The organism is Acinetobacter calcoaceticus, from assembly GCF_051947995.1.
Lineage (GTDB): Bacteria > Pseudomonadota > Gammaproteobacteria > Pseudomonadales > Moraxellaceae > Acinetobacter.
Map to the genome: position 1 here is coordinate 100,449 of NZ_JBLVVH010000006.1, position 15,120 is coordinate 115,568.

The following is a 15,120-nucleotide window of genomic DNA, read 5'->3' on the forward strand; positions in this document are numbered from 1 at the left end:
AAGTTGAGTTTTCCTGGCTTGCGATTATAAGTCGCAAGATTCTTTAAACTATTTATTTGGTTAATAAAACTATGTTTCGCTTATTTTTTACTATTGACTACTTCAAGAGAACGGTTAGTTGTGAGAGGACCATATAACATTACTGGAATAGCAAAAAAAATATACAAGGCAGCGGCTGCAAACATTACTCCCTGTATTCCACCATGTGTAAATAACCATGCACCTAATAATCCAGAAATTGCTCCCCCAAATCTTCCAATTGAGATAATAATTCCACTTCCTAATGCTCTTAACTTTGTAGGTATTGCCTCAGGAATATATGTATAATATCCACTTACGATGATGCCTGTAAGTATACAAGCTACACCACCTGCAGCTATTAACTCCCAAGTTGTATTTGATATTCCTAAGATAATTAATGGAACTGTAGTTAATGCTGACATTGCTAAAATTAGTGATTTACGTTCAAAACGGTCAAGAATATACATTGTTATAAATGGAGTTACACAATAAATAACATTCCATAAGAAGAAAATATAATAAGCCTTTTCCTCAGAATATTTTAAACCATAGACAAAAGAATAAACTGCCCAATTTCCAAATAAATAGTATGCTAAAGTTGATCCGAAATAACCTATTCCTACAATAATTATTGTAGAAATAACAGCTTTGTTTTTAAATAAATCAGAAAGAGTAGATTCTTTATAATTTTCTATAGCTGAAATATTTGGTGTCATTAATATTTTGTTTTTTGATATGGCTTTGCTTTCAAATTTTTTAATTAAAGCTTCAGCTTGTGGTAATTTTTTTCTAGCAATATACCATCGAACAGACTCAGGCATATAAAATCGCATAAAAGGAGCTATAATAAAACCAATACTTCCCACATAAAAAAGATGACGCCAAGCATTAGCCCCACTATTTGGTAAATAAAATAGTGCTAAAGCGGATGCTGCTACAGCAGAAAATGCGAAGCCGATTGTTACAACTGACATAAAACGACCACGAGTATTACTTGGAAACATTTCAGACACATATACGAGTAATACTGAGGTTGCTGCTTGTACTCCAACTCCTGTAATTGTTCTTGAAAACAACATCATTTCATAGTTATTTGAAATAGCCGTTAAAAGTGATCCGAATGAATAAAGAATTGTAGCCCACACCATGATAGATCGGCGTCCAAATTTATCAGATAACCTCCCACCAATAAGGGCTCCAATAATCATACCAACGAAAAACATACTGCCTATAAGGCCGATTTGTTCAGTACTGTAATTTGTATGGGACTTAATAGTTGGAGAGGCATAAGCAAAAATTGCATTATCGTAATATTCCAACATAAGATTGATGGCAAGCAATAATGCCCAGAAATAATGCATCCCCATAACTGGTAAACGATTTAAACGGGCAAGAAGTTGAGCACCACTACCGTTATCATTTATTGAATCTGAATTACTCATATTAAAACTCCATTTATTAATATGTAATCTATTCCATTGATTTATAAGATACTAATCTTTAATACATCCATAATTTATTAAGGATATTTGGTTAGGTATATTTTTATGAAAATCAATATTTAAAGTTAATTAAAACTGAAAATATTAAAATCATTCTTCTCCACAGCCAATCACCGCTACTACGCGTATTTCAATTTTAAATTCCGGTCGAGCAAGTTGAGAGACTCCTATACTTGTCCAAGCAGGATAATTCTCTGGCAAATACTTATTTTTTACGGACATAAATTCAGCAATTTCTCCTTTTTGATCTGTATGGAATGTGATGATTTCCACGATGTCACTCATTTTTGCACCAGCAGCATTGAGCACTTCTTTTATATTCTCAAAAGCCTGCTGGGCTTGTTTCTCCATGGATGGTTCTAGAACACCAGTTTCAAGATTCTCGCCAACACATCCGGAAACCCAAATCATATTGCCTACACGTACTGCAGCTGAGAAATGATAAGTATCGTAATGTCGCTCTTTTCGTGGTCCAGGGTTAATTAGTTGTTTTCTCATTTTTTCTTCCATTTAACATTTTGTTTCTTTAGGCAATTTTTTGAAAAATAGGTGATCTAAACAGATCACCTTCATTAAGTTTGTCCATTTCTTCTCTAAAAAGAAAACCATTACGCGCATGACTTGGATTTGAAGTAGGTAGACAACGGAATGTTGCGTCGTCACCAAAGAAACGTAAGACTAAGGTGTGCCTAGTTGGACATTCTTCATCGACTGGAGCTCCACCATGTAATGCTCTTGGATGAAGAATAACAACGTCTTTGGGTCTTATAGCCCATGACAAAACATCATAAGCATTTGGATCTTTTGCTAATTCTTCATCAATATGCGGTAAACGAGGATATGTACCATCTCCCCATAATGGATCTGTGGGATCATCAGGATTTTTGAAACTTGAACCATCATATTGAATACCATTGTGGGATCCACGAATGACTTCTAAACAATTTCTCTTAGGTAGAGATTGAAAAGTGATCCAAGCATTACCCCAATGTTTCCCAGCCCAAGGGAGGTTTGCTGTATCTTGATGCCAAGGGCCTCTTCCGCTTTTACCATTTTCTTTTGCAAATATTTCTTCCGCAAAATACCAAACATTTTCAGATCCCCAGAGCTCTTGAAAAATCTTTCCAAAAGGTAACGTTTTCACTAATTCATCTAATTTATTTTTAGATAATGGGTTTGCGTTATCGATATGAGTCTGAAGTTTGGTACCATCTAAGTCACGAAAATTACTTGGTCCTGGATGAGCCATATTCCATTTAAATATTTCGTAGCAGTTTGAGAATTCCTTGTCAGTCAGGCAATTCTCAAAAAGGAAAGCTCCATCATTGCGGAAAGCTTCTATCTGTTTTTTTGTAGGCTTAATTTCCATATCATATTCCTTTACATTTGTAATAACTAAAATAATTAATATCCAAATTCTTTGATTAATTTTTAAATAATCATATATTACAATGGTTTGTGGTTAATTGGTCTCTAGTGATTCCATGTCTTTATGATTCTTATTTAACCTCGGTTATGGCTATCTTTTGAGCTTAACCAATTTTTAAAAATGAATAAAATGAATAAAATAAATGGTTAACTATGCACACTAGTTATTTTTCTTCTTTCTTTTTTGTCTATATTTTCTTCCCCCAGATCTACTGTTTCGTATTACGGAATAATTTTTTACGATTTAATCAGTGCAGAACTTGGTTTGGAAAATAGATATCAAATTGAAAAATTAGGGAAGAATTAATATGGCAATGTATAGAGCTCCACTTCGTGACATTAATTTTGTGCTAAGTGATCTACTAAATTTTGAATTCTTATATGCTCAGTATCCTCAATCAAAAGAAAAAATGACCTCGGAAATAGTAGGGCAATATTTAGAAGTAGCATCTGAATTTTGTGAAAAGGAGTTGTATCCTTTAAATCAAATAGGTGATCAACAAGGCTGTAAGCTTCAAAATGGCGTTGTTACTACGCCAGATGGCTTTAAAGAAGCTTATAAGAAGTATGTAGAATTAGGTTTTCCTTCTCTGACTGGCAAAGAAATTTATGGGGGACAACAATTACCAGGTTTATTATGGTTAGTAATTTCAGAAATTTTAACCTCGACTAATTGGGCTTGGGGTATGTATTCAGGTTTATCCCATGGTGCCATGGCTACTATCGAAAATCATGGAACAGAAGAACAAAAAAGAAAATTTTTAACTCCTTTGATTTCGGGAATCTGGACAGGAACTATGTGTCTTACTGAATCACACGCTGGTTCAGATTTAGGCCAAATTCGAACCAAAGCTGTTCCAAACAATGATGGAAGTTATGCAATTACAGGAGAAAAAATATTTATTTCAGCTGGTGATCATGATTTGTCTGAAAATATTATTCACATCGTATTAGCCCGTTTACCGAATGCTCCAAGTGGCACCAAGGGTATATCATTATTTATTGTGCCAAAATTTAATTTAGATGCTGACGGAAATATTGATAGTCGTAATGGAGTAGTTTGTAGTGCGTTAGAACATAAAATGGGTATACATGGAAATGCCACATGTGTATTAAATTTTGAAAATGCAAAAGGTTTTTTAATTGGCCCTGAAAATCGTGGTTTGAATTGTATGTTTACCTTCATGAATTCAGCACGAATTTTTACTGCTGTACAAGGTTTAGCTGCTTCTGAAGCTTCTTATCAAGGTGCATTAGCTTATGCTAAAGATCGTTTAGCAATGCGTTCATTATCTGGTCCTAAATTTCCAGCTCTACCTGCCGATCCAATCATTGAACATCCTGCTGTACGAAACATGTTATTAACACAAAAAGTTTTTGCGGAAGGATCTCGAGCATTAGCTTATTATTTATCAACTTATGTGGATATTGCAGAGTTAACTACAGATGAATTAGAGAAAAAAGCTGCAGAAGATAAATTAGCCTTGCTTACTCCTATTGCAAAAGCATTTATGACAGAGTTGGGGGTAGAGTCAGCCAAACATGGAATGCAGATTTATGGCGGACATGGTTATATTTCTGAACATGGTATGGAACAAATTGCTCGAGATGTTCGTATTTCAACCTTATATGAGGGTACTACAGAAATTCAGGCAATTGATCTATTAATGCGAAAAGTAATTGGCTCAAAGGGAAGCTTATTAGTATCGTTAACTAATGAAATTCAAACTTTTATAAAAGAAAATATTGGAAAAGATGTTACAGAACCTATGTTATCTAAGTTAGATCTCTTAGTTAAAGAGTGGCTTGATTTATCTAAGTATATTCAAAATAAAGTTCCAAATAAACTTGATGAGGTTGGTGCAATTGCCGTCGACTATCTATACTTTTCTGGCTATGTTGTTTTTGCTTATTTGTGGGCGAAAATGGCAATTATAGCTCAAAATAAAATTGCTCAAGGAGTTATGGATGATTTCTATTCTGCCAAAATTTCTACGGCACAGTTTTATTTTGATAGAGTTCTACCTCGGACCTTAACTCACTCAACATTAATCATGTCAAATACAGAATCCTTATTTAAATTAGAGTCCCAATCATTTAAATTTGATTAATTAATTAAAGGTAGCTGTCGATAATTTTTTATCGACAGCTATTTTATTGTGAGAATTATCCTTAGCTAATACCTGATTTCCCTAATTTTTTTATACATAAAATTTTTCTATTCATACTAAAACTTAAATAATTAAATATTTCAAATATGAAATTAATTTCATATTTGAAACAATGTTTGATTTTTAAGTAATTGATTTTTAATGTAATAATAGTGGCATGTAATTTGCTCTAAAGATAAGTAGCTACAAGGAGTGAATAATGAATGCGAAGCATATAATGCAATTGAATGGAATATTGCAGCAGAATCTAGGGCTAATCCCTCATGAAATTCAGTTAAAAAAAATGAGTGGCGGGGCTATCCAAGAAAATTGGCTGGTTCAGTCTGAAGATTTTACATTAGTACTGCGTAAAAATGCTGAGTCTAGTGTAGAGGCCAGTTCAGATCGTGAGCAAGAATTTTTACTTTTAGATCGGTTATATCACTTCGGCATTAAAGTGCCAGAGCCACTTTATTTTGAGAAGTCACCTAACTTTTTAAATAGTGATTTCTTCATTATGAAAAAAATTGATGGTGTAGCAGAAGGCCATAAATTAGTCCGAATTACAGAAGAAGAAAAACGTAAAAAGATTACTCAAGACATTGGTAAGCAACTTGCCTTAATTCACGCCATTCAATCAGATGAAGTAATAGAGAAACTACTTCCTAAGCCAGATAAAGATCAGTATTTGGAAAATAAGCTTACAGGTTTTCTAGAACAATTGGATCACTTGAAAAGACAACGTCCGATCCTTGAGTACGCTATTCAATGGATGTTTAACAATCTTCCAAAAGTTGATGATTTGGTATTAGTCCATGGTGATTACCGCATCGGTAACATCATGATTAATGATGATCAAATTTCAGGAATCTTAGATTGGGAATTCACTCAATGGGGAGATCGAAGAGAAGACTTCGGATGGTTTACTTCTAAATGTTGGCGTTTTGGACAAGATGAAAACATAGCTGGGGGAATCGGTTCATATAAGGACTTTGCGAAGGCCTATGCTGAAATTTCCGATATCTATATCCCTGAATTTGAAATGAAGTTTTGGCATGTATTGTCTCATGTTCGATGGGCAATCATTGCGATGCAGCAGTCTGACCGAAACAACGAGATGGAAACTCCATCACTCGAATTAGCTCTAACGGAGTTTTTAGTTCCCCGCCTTGAGAACAATATTCTGGAAATATTGGGAGAAAAAGAATGAGTGAGCAAAAGATAATTGACCTGATTAAAGCCAGCCAAGCTGTCATTAAGAATGAGCTTTTACCCCTATCTAGCAGTCAGAAATATAACTTGCTAATGCTCATGAGAAGCTTGGAAATTTTGCAGGCTTATATTTTGCAAAAGGATATTTCTATATTGCATCGTTCAGGCATTGTGCAAGATTATTTTTCTTTTCCAATTAAAGATGTTGATGAGGCAATTCAATTGTTTATTAGCGATATCCGTGAAGGTAAACACTCGGATCAAACATTTGAGATATTAAAAGCACTTAATTCGGAAGACTTAAAAATTACTGAACCAAAGGCAGCACAACATGGATAAATATCGGCTACGAATTTATTTGGTTCGGCATGGGCACGTTTCATATTTTGATGCAGATAAGAACCCGATTAATCCTAAGTTCGCGCAATTATCCGAACGAGGAATCGAGCAAATACAACAAATGGCTCATCAACTACAAGATGTGAATTTTGAAAAAATTTATTCATCGACCATGCCACGTTCGATTCAGACAGCCGAAATTTTGAAGCGCTATCAAAACCAGCATAAAGACATTCAGTCATTCGATGATATTCGAGAAATAAGAGCGGGACGTTTAAGAGAAATTTCGTTGGATCGTGCTGAACTGGAAATAAAAAAGGCCTATCAGTTCCATAAAAATAACCTTGAATTATTTGTACAAGGCGAAAGTTGGGCTCTCTTTATGACTCGTGTACTGACATGGTTTGAAAACATGATTTTAACAGCGGACAAAGACCAGAACATCCTGATTTCTTCACACGATATTGTAAATCGAATACTCATTAATTGGGTATATGGACATGACTTCAAAGATGTTTATTCGCAGGAACAAGATTATGGCTGCTTAAATATTCTTGATCTAACGATTGAAAACCAAAAGGTAATAAGCAAACGAATCAAGCTTCAAAATTTCACGCCGTACAATCTGATTAAAAATGAGCTATTTAATAGCGCTATGGATGATGTGTATGAAACTTATATCGCGACTCAAGGCTTTAAATTAAAGGAACTCAGCTCATGATTACACTATCTAATGAATTATTAGAACTACAACAGAAAGTGAGAGAATTTATTCAACAAGAGGTGATTCCATTAGAAAGTGATCCTCGTCAAGATAGCCATGGGCCTAGTGAAACTTTACGCCAAGAATTAGTGAGTCGCGCGCGTCGTTGGGGGCTATTAACTCCCCATGCAAGTCAAGAAATGGGAGGTCTAGGCTGGTCGCATCTGCAAAAGGCTGTAGCTTTCGAAGAAGCAGGGTATTCTGCTTTAGGTCCAATCGCTTTAAATATTCATGCACCAGATGAAGGAAACATTCATCTTTTAGATGCTGTGGCGAATGATGCACAAAAAGAAAGATGGTTAAGAAAACTGGTAGCTGGAGAAATTAGATCGTGCTTTGCCATGACGGAGCCGGCACCGGGTGCTGGCTCGGATCCATCCATGCTTCAAACAACAGCAACTGAAGATGGCGATGACTATATTATTAATGGCCGTAAATGGTTAATTACAGGAGCCGATGGAGCGAGCGTTGTGATTATTATGGCAAAAATGCAAGATGGCTCTGCCTCAATGTTCCTCACAGACACAAACGTTGAAGGCTTTATATTAGAAAAAAATATGAATGCTATGGACTCATGCTTTTCTGGTGGACACGGCATTTTACGCTTTGAAAACTTACGTATACCTAAAGAAAATGTGTTGGGTGAAATTGGTAAAGGCTTTAAATATGCTCAAGTTCGTCTTGCACCAGCACGTTTAACACATTGTATGAGATGGTTAGGGCAAGCAAGGAGAGCACATGATATTGCTACCCAATACGCGCGTGAACGCCAATCTTTTGGTAAAAGATTAGGAGACCACCAAGGCGTTGGTTTTATGCTTGCCGACAATGAAATGGATATTTTAACGACTCGATTAGCCGTTCACTATTGTGCGCAGGTTTTAGACTTGGGTGAGAAAGGAAATTATGAGTCGAGCCTAGTTAAGGTGATCAGCTCTGAAGGTATCTGGCGTGTGGTAGACCGATCAGTTCAGATTTTAGGTGGACAGGCCATGACAGATGAATCAGTAGTCTGCAAGATTTTTAAAGATGCACGTGGTTTCAGAATTTATGATGGCGCGAATGAAGTTCACCGCATGAGCATAGCCAAAAAACTATTAGGGAAGCAGGCATAATAAAATAGGGATAAGAGAATGAATATTTTTGATGTAAAAGATAAATATATTTTAATTACGGGTGCTTCAAGTGGTTTGGGGCATCACATAGCTGAATTATTTGCAAAAGAAGGCGCGAATATTGTTATTTGTGCCAGACGATTAGAGCGATTGAAAGAATTAGAATCGCATATAAAAAATGAATTTGGAGTGAAAGTTCATACCTTTGCGTTAGATGTAAATGATCGTTCCGCTGTGAAAGATATGCTTAGTTCTTTAGAAACAGAAGGAGTCACAGTAGATGTACTAATTAATAATGCTGGGGTGAGTGATACCAAGCGTTTCTTAGACTATAACGATGAGGATTGGGATAAGATTGTAGATACTAACCTTAAAGCCCCTTGGCAATGTGCACAAGAAGTTGTGCAGCATATGATTAAAGCTGAACGTAAAGGGTCTATTATCAATATCACATCAATTCTATCTCAGTCTACCAACCTTGGTGTTAGCCCATACTGTGCATCGAAGGCTGGCTTACGTCATTTAACAGAAGTTATGGCAGTAGAGCTGGCTAGATTTGGTATAAATGTAAATGCCATCGCACCAGGCTATATGATTACTGAGATTAATGAAGAATATTTAACTGGCGAAACTGGACAACAGCTTTTAAAGAAAATTCCAACAAGGAAGTTTGTAGAATTTGATGACTTAAATGGGCCTTTACTTTTACTTGCTTCTCAAGCAGGTCAAGGCATAACAGGTATCGAAATTAAAGTCGATGGCGGCCATAGCGCTGCGCCTATATAAAACGCTTTTTAATGGAGTAAAAAATGCTTAATCGAAAACCAATTAATATTTTGGTCACTTATATTAAAAAACCTAATATTAATGGTTTTCGATCTTTGGTTGAGCAGGCGATTAGTGAAGTAGAGTCGAACGAAATAGATTTGGTGGAATGCCATATTTCAGATGTGCAAGATGTTGCTCAAAGCTTAGTAGAAAATGGCTGTCAGATTCTTCTATGTACGGGAGCGACCGCGAGTTTTCTACAGAAGAAATTAAATATTGATATTCAGGTCATTCGAACTGGTACTTTTGATGTCATTCAAGCCATATCAAACTTAAAACAATATAAGCGAATTGCTTTGGTGGGTAATACGTCCACAGTTGACCTTGAGAACTACTCTGATATTTTTGCTTTAGATATACAACAGTTTAACTATGACTCATATTTAGATGCCAAGAAAACAATTCACTTAATTAAAAATCAAGGTTTTGATGCCATTATTGGTTCGCCTGTTGCAGTAGAGTTAGCTCTGAATGAAAACCTAGTCGGACATTTGGCCATTAGTGTGCCATCTTTAAAAGACCTGCTGCAAAATGCCTTACGTACTCTTGAAAAGATTCGTAGAGAACAGTATTCAACCTTACGTTTGACTGAGATTTTTAATCACTTAAATGAAGGCATTTGTTTTATCACTAAGCAAAAAAAGATTTCTTTAATAAATAACTCAATGAGTTCGTTACTTGAAAAAGACTCTTCAGACGTTTTAAACAAATCAGCATTAGAAATTTTTGAAGGTTTAAACTTTGATATAGACCAAGAAAACAGTCATCAACTCGTTCAATTTAAAAATTTAAAACTTGCTGTATATATTTCCAAACTAAAAAATGACTATATAGATGGCTATATCTTAAGAGTGCAGGAATTAAACGCATTAGAGCAGTCTAATAGTCAGTTTAGAAAGGTTTCATCAAAGAATTTTAATACAAGATATACCTTTGATCAGATTTTGACGCAAAATCCAAATTTTCAACAAATTATCAAGTTATCCAAAGCATATGCAAAAACGGATAGTACCATTCTCATTACTGGTGAAAGTGGTACAGGTAAAGAAGTTTTAGCACAAAGTATTCATAATCATAGCATCCGTTATAAAGCACCATTTGTTGCAATCAACTGTGCTTCTTTTCCAGAAAGCTTGTTAGAAAGCGAACTATTTGGTTATGAAGAAGGTGCCTTTACTGGAGCGAAGAAAAATGGGCGTATTGGTCTCATTGAAGCGGCACATACAGGTACACTTTTTTTAGATGAAATTGGTGATATGCCATTACATCTACAAACTAGATTTTTACGAGTTCTACAAGAAAGACAAATTAACCGCTTAGGTTCAGTGGTGAGTCATCATTTAGATATACGTGTGATTGCTGCAACTCATGCGAACTTAGAAGAGTTAGTACGAAATGGGAGCTTTCGGGCAGATCTTTACTATCGTTTAAATATTTTAAGAGTGTATACGCCGTCTTTAAAAGAGCGAAAAGAAGATATCTTGTATTTAGCAAATTCCTTTCTAGAGAAATATAGAAAAACACTGGATGATTTGCCGAATATTTTACAGAAGGCTTTTTTACACTATTCTTGGCCGGGCAATATCCGCGAACTTGAAAATATTGTTGAAAGAATCAATGTGCTGTTACAGCTTGATCATGAAATTTTAACTCCAGAATTTTTAAAGCAACAGTTACCCGAGCTATTTCAATCTCAAAATCACCACACGGCGCAACCTTTATTAAAAGAGGTAAAGGTTAATCAAGAGTTGAGTTTGATTGAGCAAACACTTGCAGAAGTAGATGGTGATTTAGACCTTGCTGCACAAAAACTTGGAATTAGTCGAACGACTTTATGGCGTAGAATGAAACTCATAAATAATTAATTTCAAAACTGAAATTTTTTCAAAAAAGAAAAACCATAAATTAAAGTAACTCATTGAAAATAATAATAAAAATATTTGGCATTATAGTTGCATTGACTCATATAAGCATCTGAATCAGTTGCTAAATTGTGTGAGGAAATAAGAATGACGAATGGATTAATGATGCATTGTAATTTAAACATTACTTCAATAATGCAGCATGCTTTGACAGTTTACGCAGATCAAGAAATTGTGACTTTGAAAGCAGATGGGATAACGAAACACCGATATACATATAAAGATGCTTTCGAACGTGTAGCTCAGTTTGCCAATGCGCTAGACCGATTAAATATAAGTTCTGATGCTAGAGTCGGGACAATGGCCTGGAACTCATATCAGCATTTTGAATTGCATTATGCTATTCCATGTACGGGAAGAATTTACCATACAATTAACTCTAAATTGGCGCCTGAACAGCTCATTCAAATTATCAATTCTGCTCAAGATGAAGTGCTCATTATAGAACCAGATTGTTTGGCATTAGTTGATTCTATTTATAACAATATAAAGTCAGGCATTAAACATTTTATTGTGCTTGGTGATCCGAATAAAAACCTAAAAGCACAATTTGATTTCGTCTTTTATGAAGAACTCATTGCTCTAGAGCAGTCTTATTATGATTGGCCAGATATCCCGGAAGAACGTGCAAGTGGTCTTTGCTATACATCAGGCACAACAGGTGACCCTAAAGGCGTTCTTTACTCACATCGTAGTACCGTATTACATGCATTAATACTCGCTATGCCAAATGCGATTGGATTAACGCATGCTAGCTGTATCATGCCTTTGGTTCCGCTTTATCATATTAGTGCATGGGGAATGCCATTTAATGCGGTTTTATCGGGAGCAAAAATCGTTTGGCCTCATTCATTTGCGGGGCAAACTGAGAAAATTTTTAATCTGATCCAATCAGAACACGTCGATATTTCTATGGCGGTTCCGACCATCTGGAATGCTTTTAAAAATTATCTTGAAGACCACCATATTTCATCAGTCAGTTTAAAACGAGCAATATCTGGTGGTTCAGCTGCGCCATATTCGCTGATTGAGTCTTTGAGCCATTATGGAGTTTCTGTTGAAAATGCTTGGGGAATGACTGAAACCAGCTCAATGGCAGTCTGTAATCGTTTAGATCAAATCAAAAATAATGTCGAAACTCAATCGATTAAATGCGGTAAACCTATCTTCGGTATTCAAATGAGATTGCGTGATGAAAATCATCAATTGCTTCCTCACGATGGTGTGCATGAAGGCATTTTAGAAATACGTGGCCATACAATTGCCAAGCAATATATCAATCAAACCAAAGCAGTAGAAGAGGACAAATGGTTTGATACAGGAGATATCGCATGCATAGATGAATATGGATATATGCATATTACAGACCGTGCCAAAGATATGATCAAGTCAGGAGGAGAGTGGGTCAGTAGTGTTGAAGTTGAAAATGCAGCGATGGGATATGAAAAAGTTGCAGAAGCCGCTGTTATTGCCGCCAATCATCCGAAATGGGGAGAACGCCCACTTTTAATATTGGTGCCAAAGTCTCCACAAGAAAAAATTGAACATTCTGAAATTGTAGTTTTTCTATCATCCAAATTACATAAATGGGCCATTCCTTCAGCAACCATATTGGTTAAAGAAATACCGCATACACCCACTGGAAAAATCAGTAAAAAAATATTGAGAGAACGTTATCACGACTATTTTACCAATAGTGCTTTTGCTGAATGTAAATAATAATCAACATAAAAAAGGACTTTTTATATGAACTATCCTCAGGAAGCAAATATCGTTTTAGATATGAAATTTAAAAAAATGGTAAAGCAGAGAAATCGATTCGCCGTTTTTCTAAGTTTAATTGTACTCAGCATTTACTTTATTTTTATAGGAACCGCCACTTTTCGCCCTGAATTGCTGGCAATGCCACTAGAGGCAAGCAAAATCACAATTGGTTTACCGATTGCTGGAATAGTCATTGTATCGAGCTGGGTCATAACGGGTTTATATATATTTATTACAAATCAATATTTTGACAAACAAAAAGAAAAACTAAGAAAGGAATATCATTATGAATAAATATATTACTTTTACACTTCTGACTTTAATCAGTCCTGCTGTTTGGGCTGCCCAAACTGAGCCAAGAAATTGGACCGCAATTATCATGTTTGCGTGCGTAGTCGGCCTTTCATTATTTATTACTTTTAAAGCTGCAAAGAAAACAGTATCGAAAGAAGATTTCTATACAGCAGGTAATGCCATTTCAGCAAAGCAAAATGGTTTAGCGATTGCCGGAGACTATATGTCGGCTTCAACCTTACTTGGTATTTCCAGTATGGTTTTCTTCAAAGGTTATGATGGTTTTATCTATGTGACGGGCTTTTTTGTTTGCTGGCCGATTTTAACTTTCTTAATGGCCGAAAGACTAAGAAACCTTGGCAAATATACTTTTGCAGATATTGTTTCGTATCGATTAGATCCGCAGCGCACCCGTATTTTGGCAACGTGTGGTTCACTTATTGTTGTATGTTGCTATTTAATTTTGCAAATGGTGGGGGCTGGTCAGCTTATTAAATTACTGTTTGGTCTAGATTATAAAATTGCCGTCATGTTGGTCGGTTGTCTAATGCTGGTGTATGTTATTTTTGGAGGAATGCTTGCAACCACATGGATACAAATAGTTAAAGCTATTCTTTTGCTATTTGGTGGAACAGTTCTAGTATTTCTGGCATTTAAAGCGTTTGGTTTTAGTTTAAATAATATGGCTGAGGCTGCTGTTAATGCACATAAATTAGGACAAAAGGTCTTAGAACCGGGTCCAATGCTATCCAATCCGATTAATACACTCTCTATGTCTATTGGATTGATCTTTGGTTTAGCAGGTTTACCACATATTCTGATGCGCTTTTTTACGGTTCCAAATGCTGCTGAAGCACGCCGTTCAGTCTTTTATGCATCTGGTTATATTGGTTACTTCTTTATTGTGGTTTGTATTTTAGGTTTAGCTTCCATCGCCATAGTAGGCACTAATCCTCATTATTTTGTAGATGGGCAATTAGGCAGAGATTTAATTGGCGGCAGTAACATGGTTGCGATGCATCTAGCAAAGGCCCTTGGTGGAAATTTATTGCTAGGTTTCTTATCCGCTGTAGCATTTGCAACGATTTTAGCTGTAGTAGCTGGTTTGGCACTTGCTGGAGCTTCTGCTATTTCCCATGATTTATTTCAAAAAGTCATTAAGAAAGGCAAGGCAACTGAAAAACAGGAAATGGTTGTATCTCGACTTTCTGTGGTGGTTCTTGGTGTGATTGCCATAGCATGTGGAATCTTATTTGAAAAAATGAACATCGCTTTTTTAATGGGACTTACATTTGGTATTGCTGCTTCCGCTAACTTTCCTGTACTTATTCTTTCTATGTATTGGAAAGATTTAACCACCCGCGGTGCCATATTTGGTGGGTTTGTCGGAATCATTTCGGCAATTACCTTTGTGGTTTTATCACCAACAGTTTGGGTTGGTGTACTAGGCCATGAAAAAGCAATATTCCCATTTGATAACCCTGCTTTGTTTTCTATGCCACTCGCATTTTTGGTAAGTATCGTTGTTTCTTTGATGGATCATAGTGAGCGAGCTGAAATTGATCGGGCGGGTTTTGAAATACAGGTTGTTCGATCTGAATTGGGAGATAGAAATCTCAGCATCTAACAAATGGCAGTCTAGATTATGATTATGGTATTCGTAATCTAGACATCCTTCATGAAGATTTAACTTAGTTTTAAATTTCTAAAAAAGTATTTTTTGATATATTAGGTTTCCTTGTACTTAAAATACTTGATAATAAATAGTATTTAAAAAAATAT

The 15,120-nt window shown here is 35.7% G+C and carries 13 protein-coding genes; 10 read left to right on the plus strand and 3 right to left on the minus strand.

Annotation, left to right across the window (positions count from 1 at the left end):
• Positions 1-80: 80 nt before the first annotated feature.
• The 3 genes from ACNQO6_RS12735 to ACNQO6_RS12745 all read right to left on the minus strand — a co-directional run bounded on the left by ACNQO6_RS12735 (position 81) and on the right by ACNQO6_RS12745 (position 2,892).
• Complete coding sequence (locus ACNQO6_RS12735; RefSeq protein ID WP_440209201.1) at positions 81-1,463, minus strand: MFS transporter; 1,383 nt, start codon at positions 1,461-1,463, stop codon at positions 81-83.
• 150 nt (positions 1,464-1,613) lie between these two features.
• Positions 1,614-2,021: a RidA family protein gene (locus ACNQO6_RS12740; RefSeq protein WP_440209202.1), complete on the minus strand. Its 408-nt coding sequence runs from the start codon at positions 2,019-2,021 to the stop codon at positions 1,614-1,616.
• 28 nt (positions 2,022-2,049) lie between these two features.
• Complete coding sequence (locus ACNQO6_RS12745) at positions 2,050-2,892, minus strand: phytanoyl-CoA dioxygenase family protein (protein ID WP_440209203.1); 843 nt, start codon at positions 2,890-2,892, stop codon at positions 2,050-2,052.
• 367 nt (positions 2,893-3,259) lie between these two features.
• Between ACNQO6_RS12745 and ACNQO6_RS12750 the strand changes: the two genes are divergently transcribed.
• The 10 genes from ACNQO6_RS12750 to actP all read left to right on the plus strand — a co-directional run bounded on the left by ACNQO6_RS12750 (position 3,260) and on the right by actP (position 14,965).
• Positions 3,260-5,062 (plus strand): acyl-CoA dehydrogenase C-terminal domain-containing protein, encoded by a 1,803-nt coding sequence (locus ACNQO6_RS12750; protein WP_440209204.1) that lies wholly within the window; start codon positions 3,260-3,262, stop codon positions 5,060-5,062.
• A gap of 259 nt (positions 5,063-5,321) precedes the next feature.
• Positions 5,322-6,311: a phosphotransferase family protein gene (locus tag ACNQO6_RS12755; protein WP_440209205.1), complete on the plus strand. Its 990-nt coding sequence runs from the start codon at positions 5,322-5,324 to the stop codon at positions 6,309-6,311.
• Positions 6,308-6,652 carry a hypothetical protein gene (locus ACNQO6_RS12760; protein WP_440209206.1) on the plus strand — a complete coding sequence of 115 codons (345 nt, stop codon included), beginning with the start codon at positions 6,308-6,310 and terminating at the stop codon, positions 6,650-6,652. The genes ACNQO6_RS12755 and ACNQO6_RS12760 overlap by 4 nt, the downstream gene beginning before the upstream one ends.
• Positions 6,645-7,373 carry a histidine phosphatase family protein gene (locus ACNQO6_RS12765; RefSeq protein ID WP_440209207.1) on the plus strand — a complete coding sequence of 243 codons (729 nt, stop codon included), beginning with the start codon at positions 6,645-6,647 and terminating at the stop codon, positions 7,371-7,373. The genes ACNQO6_RS12760 and ACNQO6_RS12765 overlap by 8 nt, the downstream gene beginning before the upstream one ends.
• Positions 7,370-8,530: an acyl-CoA dehydrogenase family protein gene (locus tag ACNQO6_RS12770; RefSeq protein WP_440209208.1), complete on the plus strand. Its 1,161-nt coding sequence runs from the start codon at positions 7,370-7,372 to the stop codon at positions 8,528-8,530. The genes ACNQO6_RS12765 and ACNQO6_RS12770 overlap by 4 nt, the downstream gene beginning before the upstream one ends.
• A gap of 18 nt (positions 8,531-8,548) precedes the next feature.
• A complete protein-coding gene (locus ACNQO6_RS12775; protein WP_440209209.1) occupies positions 8,549-9,316 on the plus strand; it encodes an SDR family NAD(P)-dependent oxidoreductase in 768 nt (255 codons plus the stop codon).
• 23 nt (positions 9,317-9,339) lie between these two features.
• The gene (locus ACNQO6_RS12780; RefSeq protein ID WP_440209210.1) at positions 9,340-11,223 is read left to right on the plus strand and encodes a sigma 54-interacting transcriptional regulator; all 1,884 of its coding nucleotides are present in this window, start codon (positions 9,340-9,342) and stop codon (positions 11,221-11,223) included.
• 144 nt (positions 11,224-11,367) lie between these two features.
• A complete protein-coding gene (locus ACNQO6_RS12785; RefSeq protein WP_440209211.1) occupies positions 11,368-12,999 on the plus strand; it encodes a long-chain-fatty-acid--CoA ligase in 1,632 nt (543 codons plus the stop codon).
• Between the two features lie 27 nt (positions 13,000-13,026).
• Positions 13,027-13,338 carry a DUF485 domain-containing protein gene (locus ACNQO6_RS12790; protein ID WP_440209212.1) on the plus strand — a complete coding sequence of 104 codons (312 nt, stop codon included), beginning with the start codon at positions 13,027-13,029 and terminating at the stop codon, positions 13,336-13,338.
• Positions 13,331-14,965 carry a cation/acetate symporter ActP gene (gene actP / locus ACNQO6_RS12795; protein WP_440209213.1) on the plus strand — a complete coding sequence of 545 codons (1,635 nt, stop codon included), beginning with the start codon at positions 13,331-13,333 and terminating at the stop codon, positions 14,963-14,965. Before ACNQO6_RS12790 ends, actP begins: the two co-directional genes overlap by 8 nt.
• The last annotated feature ends 155 nt before the right edge of the window (positions 14,966-15,120 follow it).

Excerpts from the sequence above, each read along its gene's own strand:
- ACNQO6_RS12735 (WP_440209201.1), bottom strand. The coding sequence starts at position 1,463 with ATGAGTAATTCAGATTCAATAAATGATAACGGTAGTGGTGCTCAACTT.
- ACNQO6_RS12740 (WP_440209202.1), bottom strand. The coding sequence starts at position 2,021 with ATGAGAAAACAACTAATTAACCCTGGACCACGAAAAGAGCGACATTAC.
- ACNQO6_RS12745 (WP_440209203.1), bottom strand. The coding sequence starts at position 2,892 with ATGGAAATTAAGCCTACAAAAAAACAGATAGAAGCTTTCCGCAATGAT.
- ACNQO6_RS12750 (WP_440209204.1), top strand. The coding sequence starts at position 3,260 with ATGGCAATGTATAGAGCTCCACTTCGTGACATTAATTTTGTGCTAAGT.
- ACNQO6_RS12755 (WP_440209205.1), top strand. The coding sequence starts at position 5,322 with ATGAATGCGAAGCATATAATGCAATTGAATGGAATATTGCAGCAGAAT.
- ACNQO6_RS12760 (WP_440209206.1), top strand. The coding sequence starts at position 6,308 with ATGAGTGAGCAAAAGATAATTGACCTGATTAAAGCCAGCCAAGCTGTC.
- ACNQO6_RS12765 (WP_440209207.1), top strand. The coding sequence starts at position 6,645 with ATGGATAAATATCGGCTACGAATTTATTTGGTTCGGCATGGGCACGTT.
- ACNQO6_RS12770 (WP_440209208.1), top strand. The coding sequence starts at position 7,370 with ATGATTACACTATCTAATGAATTATTAGAACTACAACAGAAAGTGAGA.
- ACNQO6_RS12775 (WP_440209209.1), top strand. The coding sequence starts at position 8,549 with ATGAATATTTTTGATGTAAAAGATAAATATATTTTAATTACGGGTGCT.
- ACNQO6_RS12780 (WP_440209210.1), top strand. The coding sequence starts at position 9,340 with ATGCTTAATCGAAAACCAATTAATATTTTGGTCACTTATATTAAAAAA.
- ACNQO6_RS12785 (WP_440209211.1), top strand. The coding sequence starts at position 11,368 with ATGACGAATGGATTAATGATGCATTGTAATTTAAACATTACTTCAATA.
- ACNQO6_RS12790 (WP_440209212.1), top strand. The coding sequence starts at position 13,027 with ATGAACTATCCTCAGGAAGCAAATATCGTTTTAGATATGAAATTTAAA.
- actP (WP_440209213.1), top strand. The coding sequence starts at position 13,331 with ATGAATAAATATATTACTTTTACACTTCTGACTTTAATCAGTCCTGCT.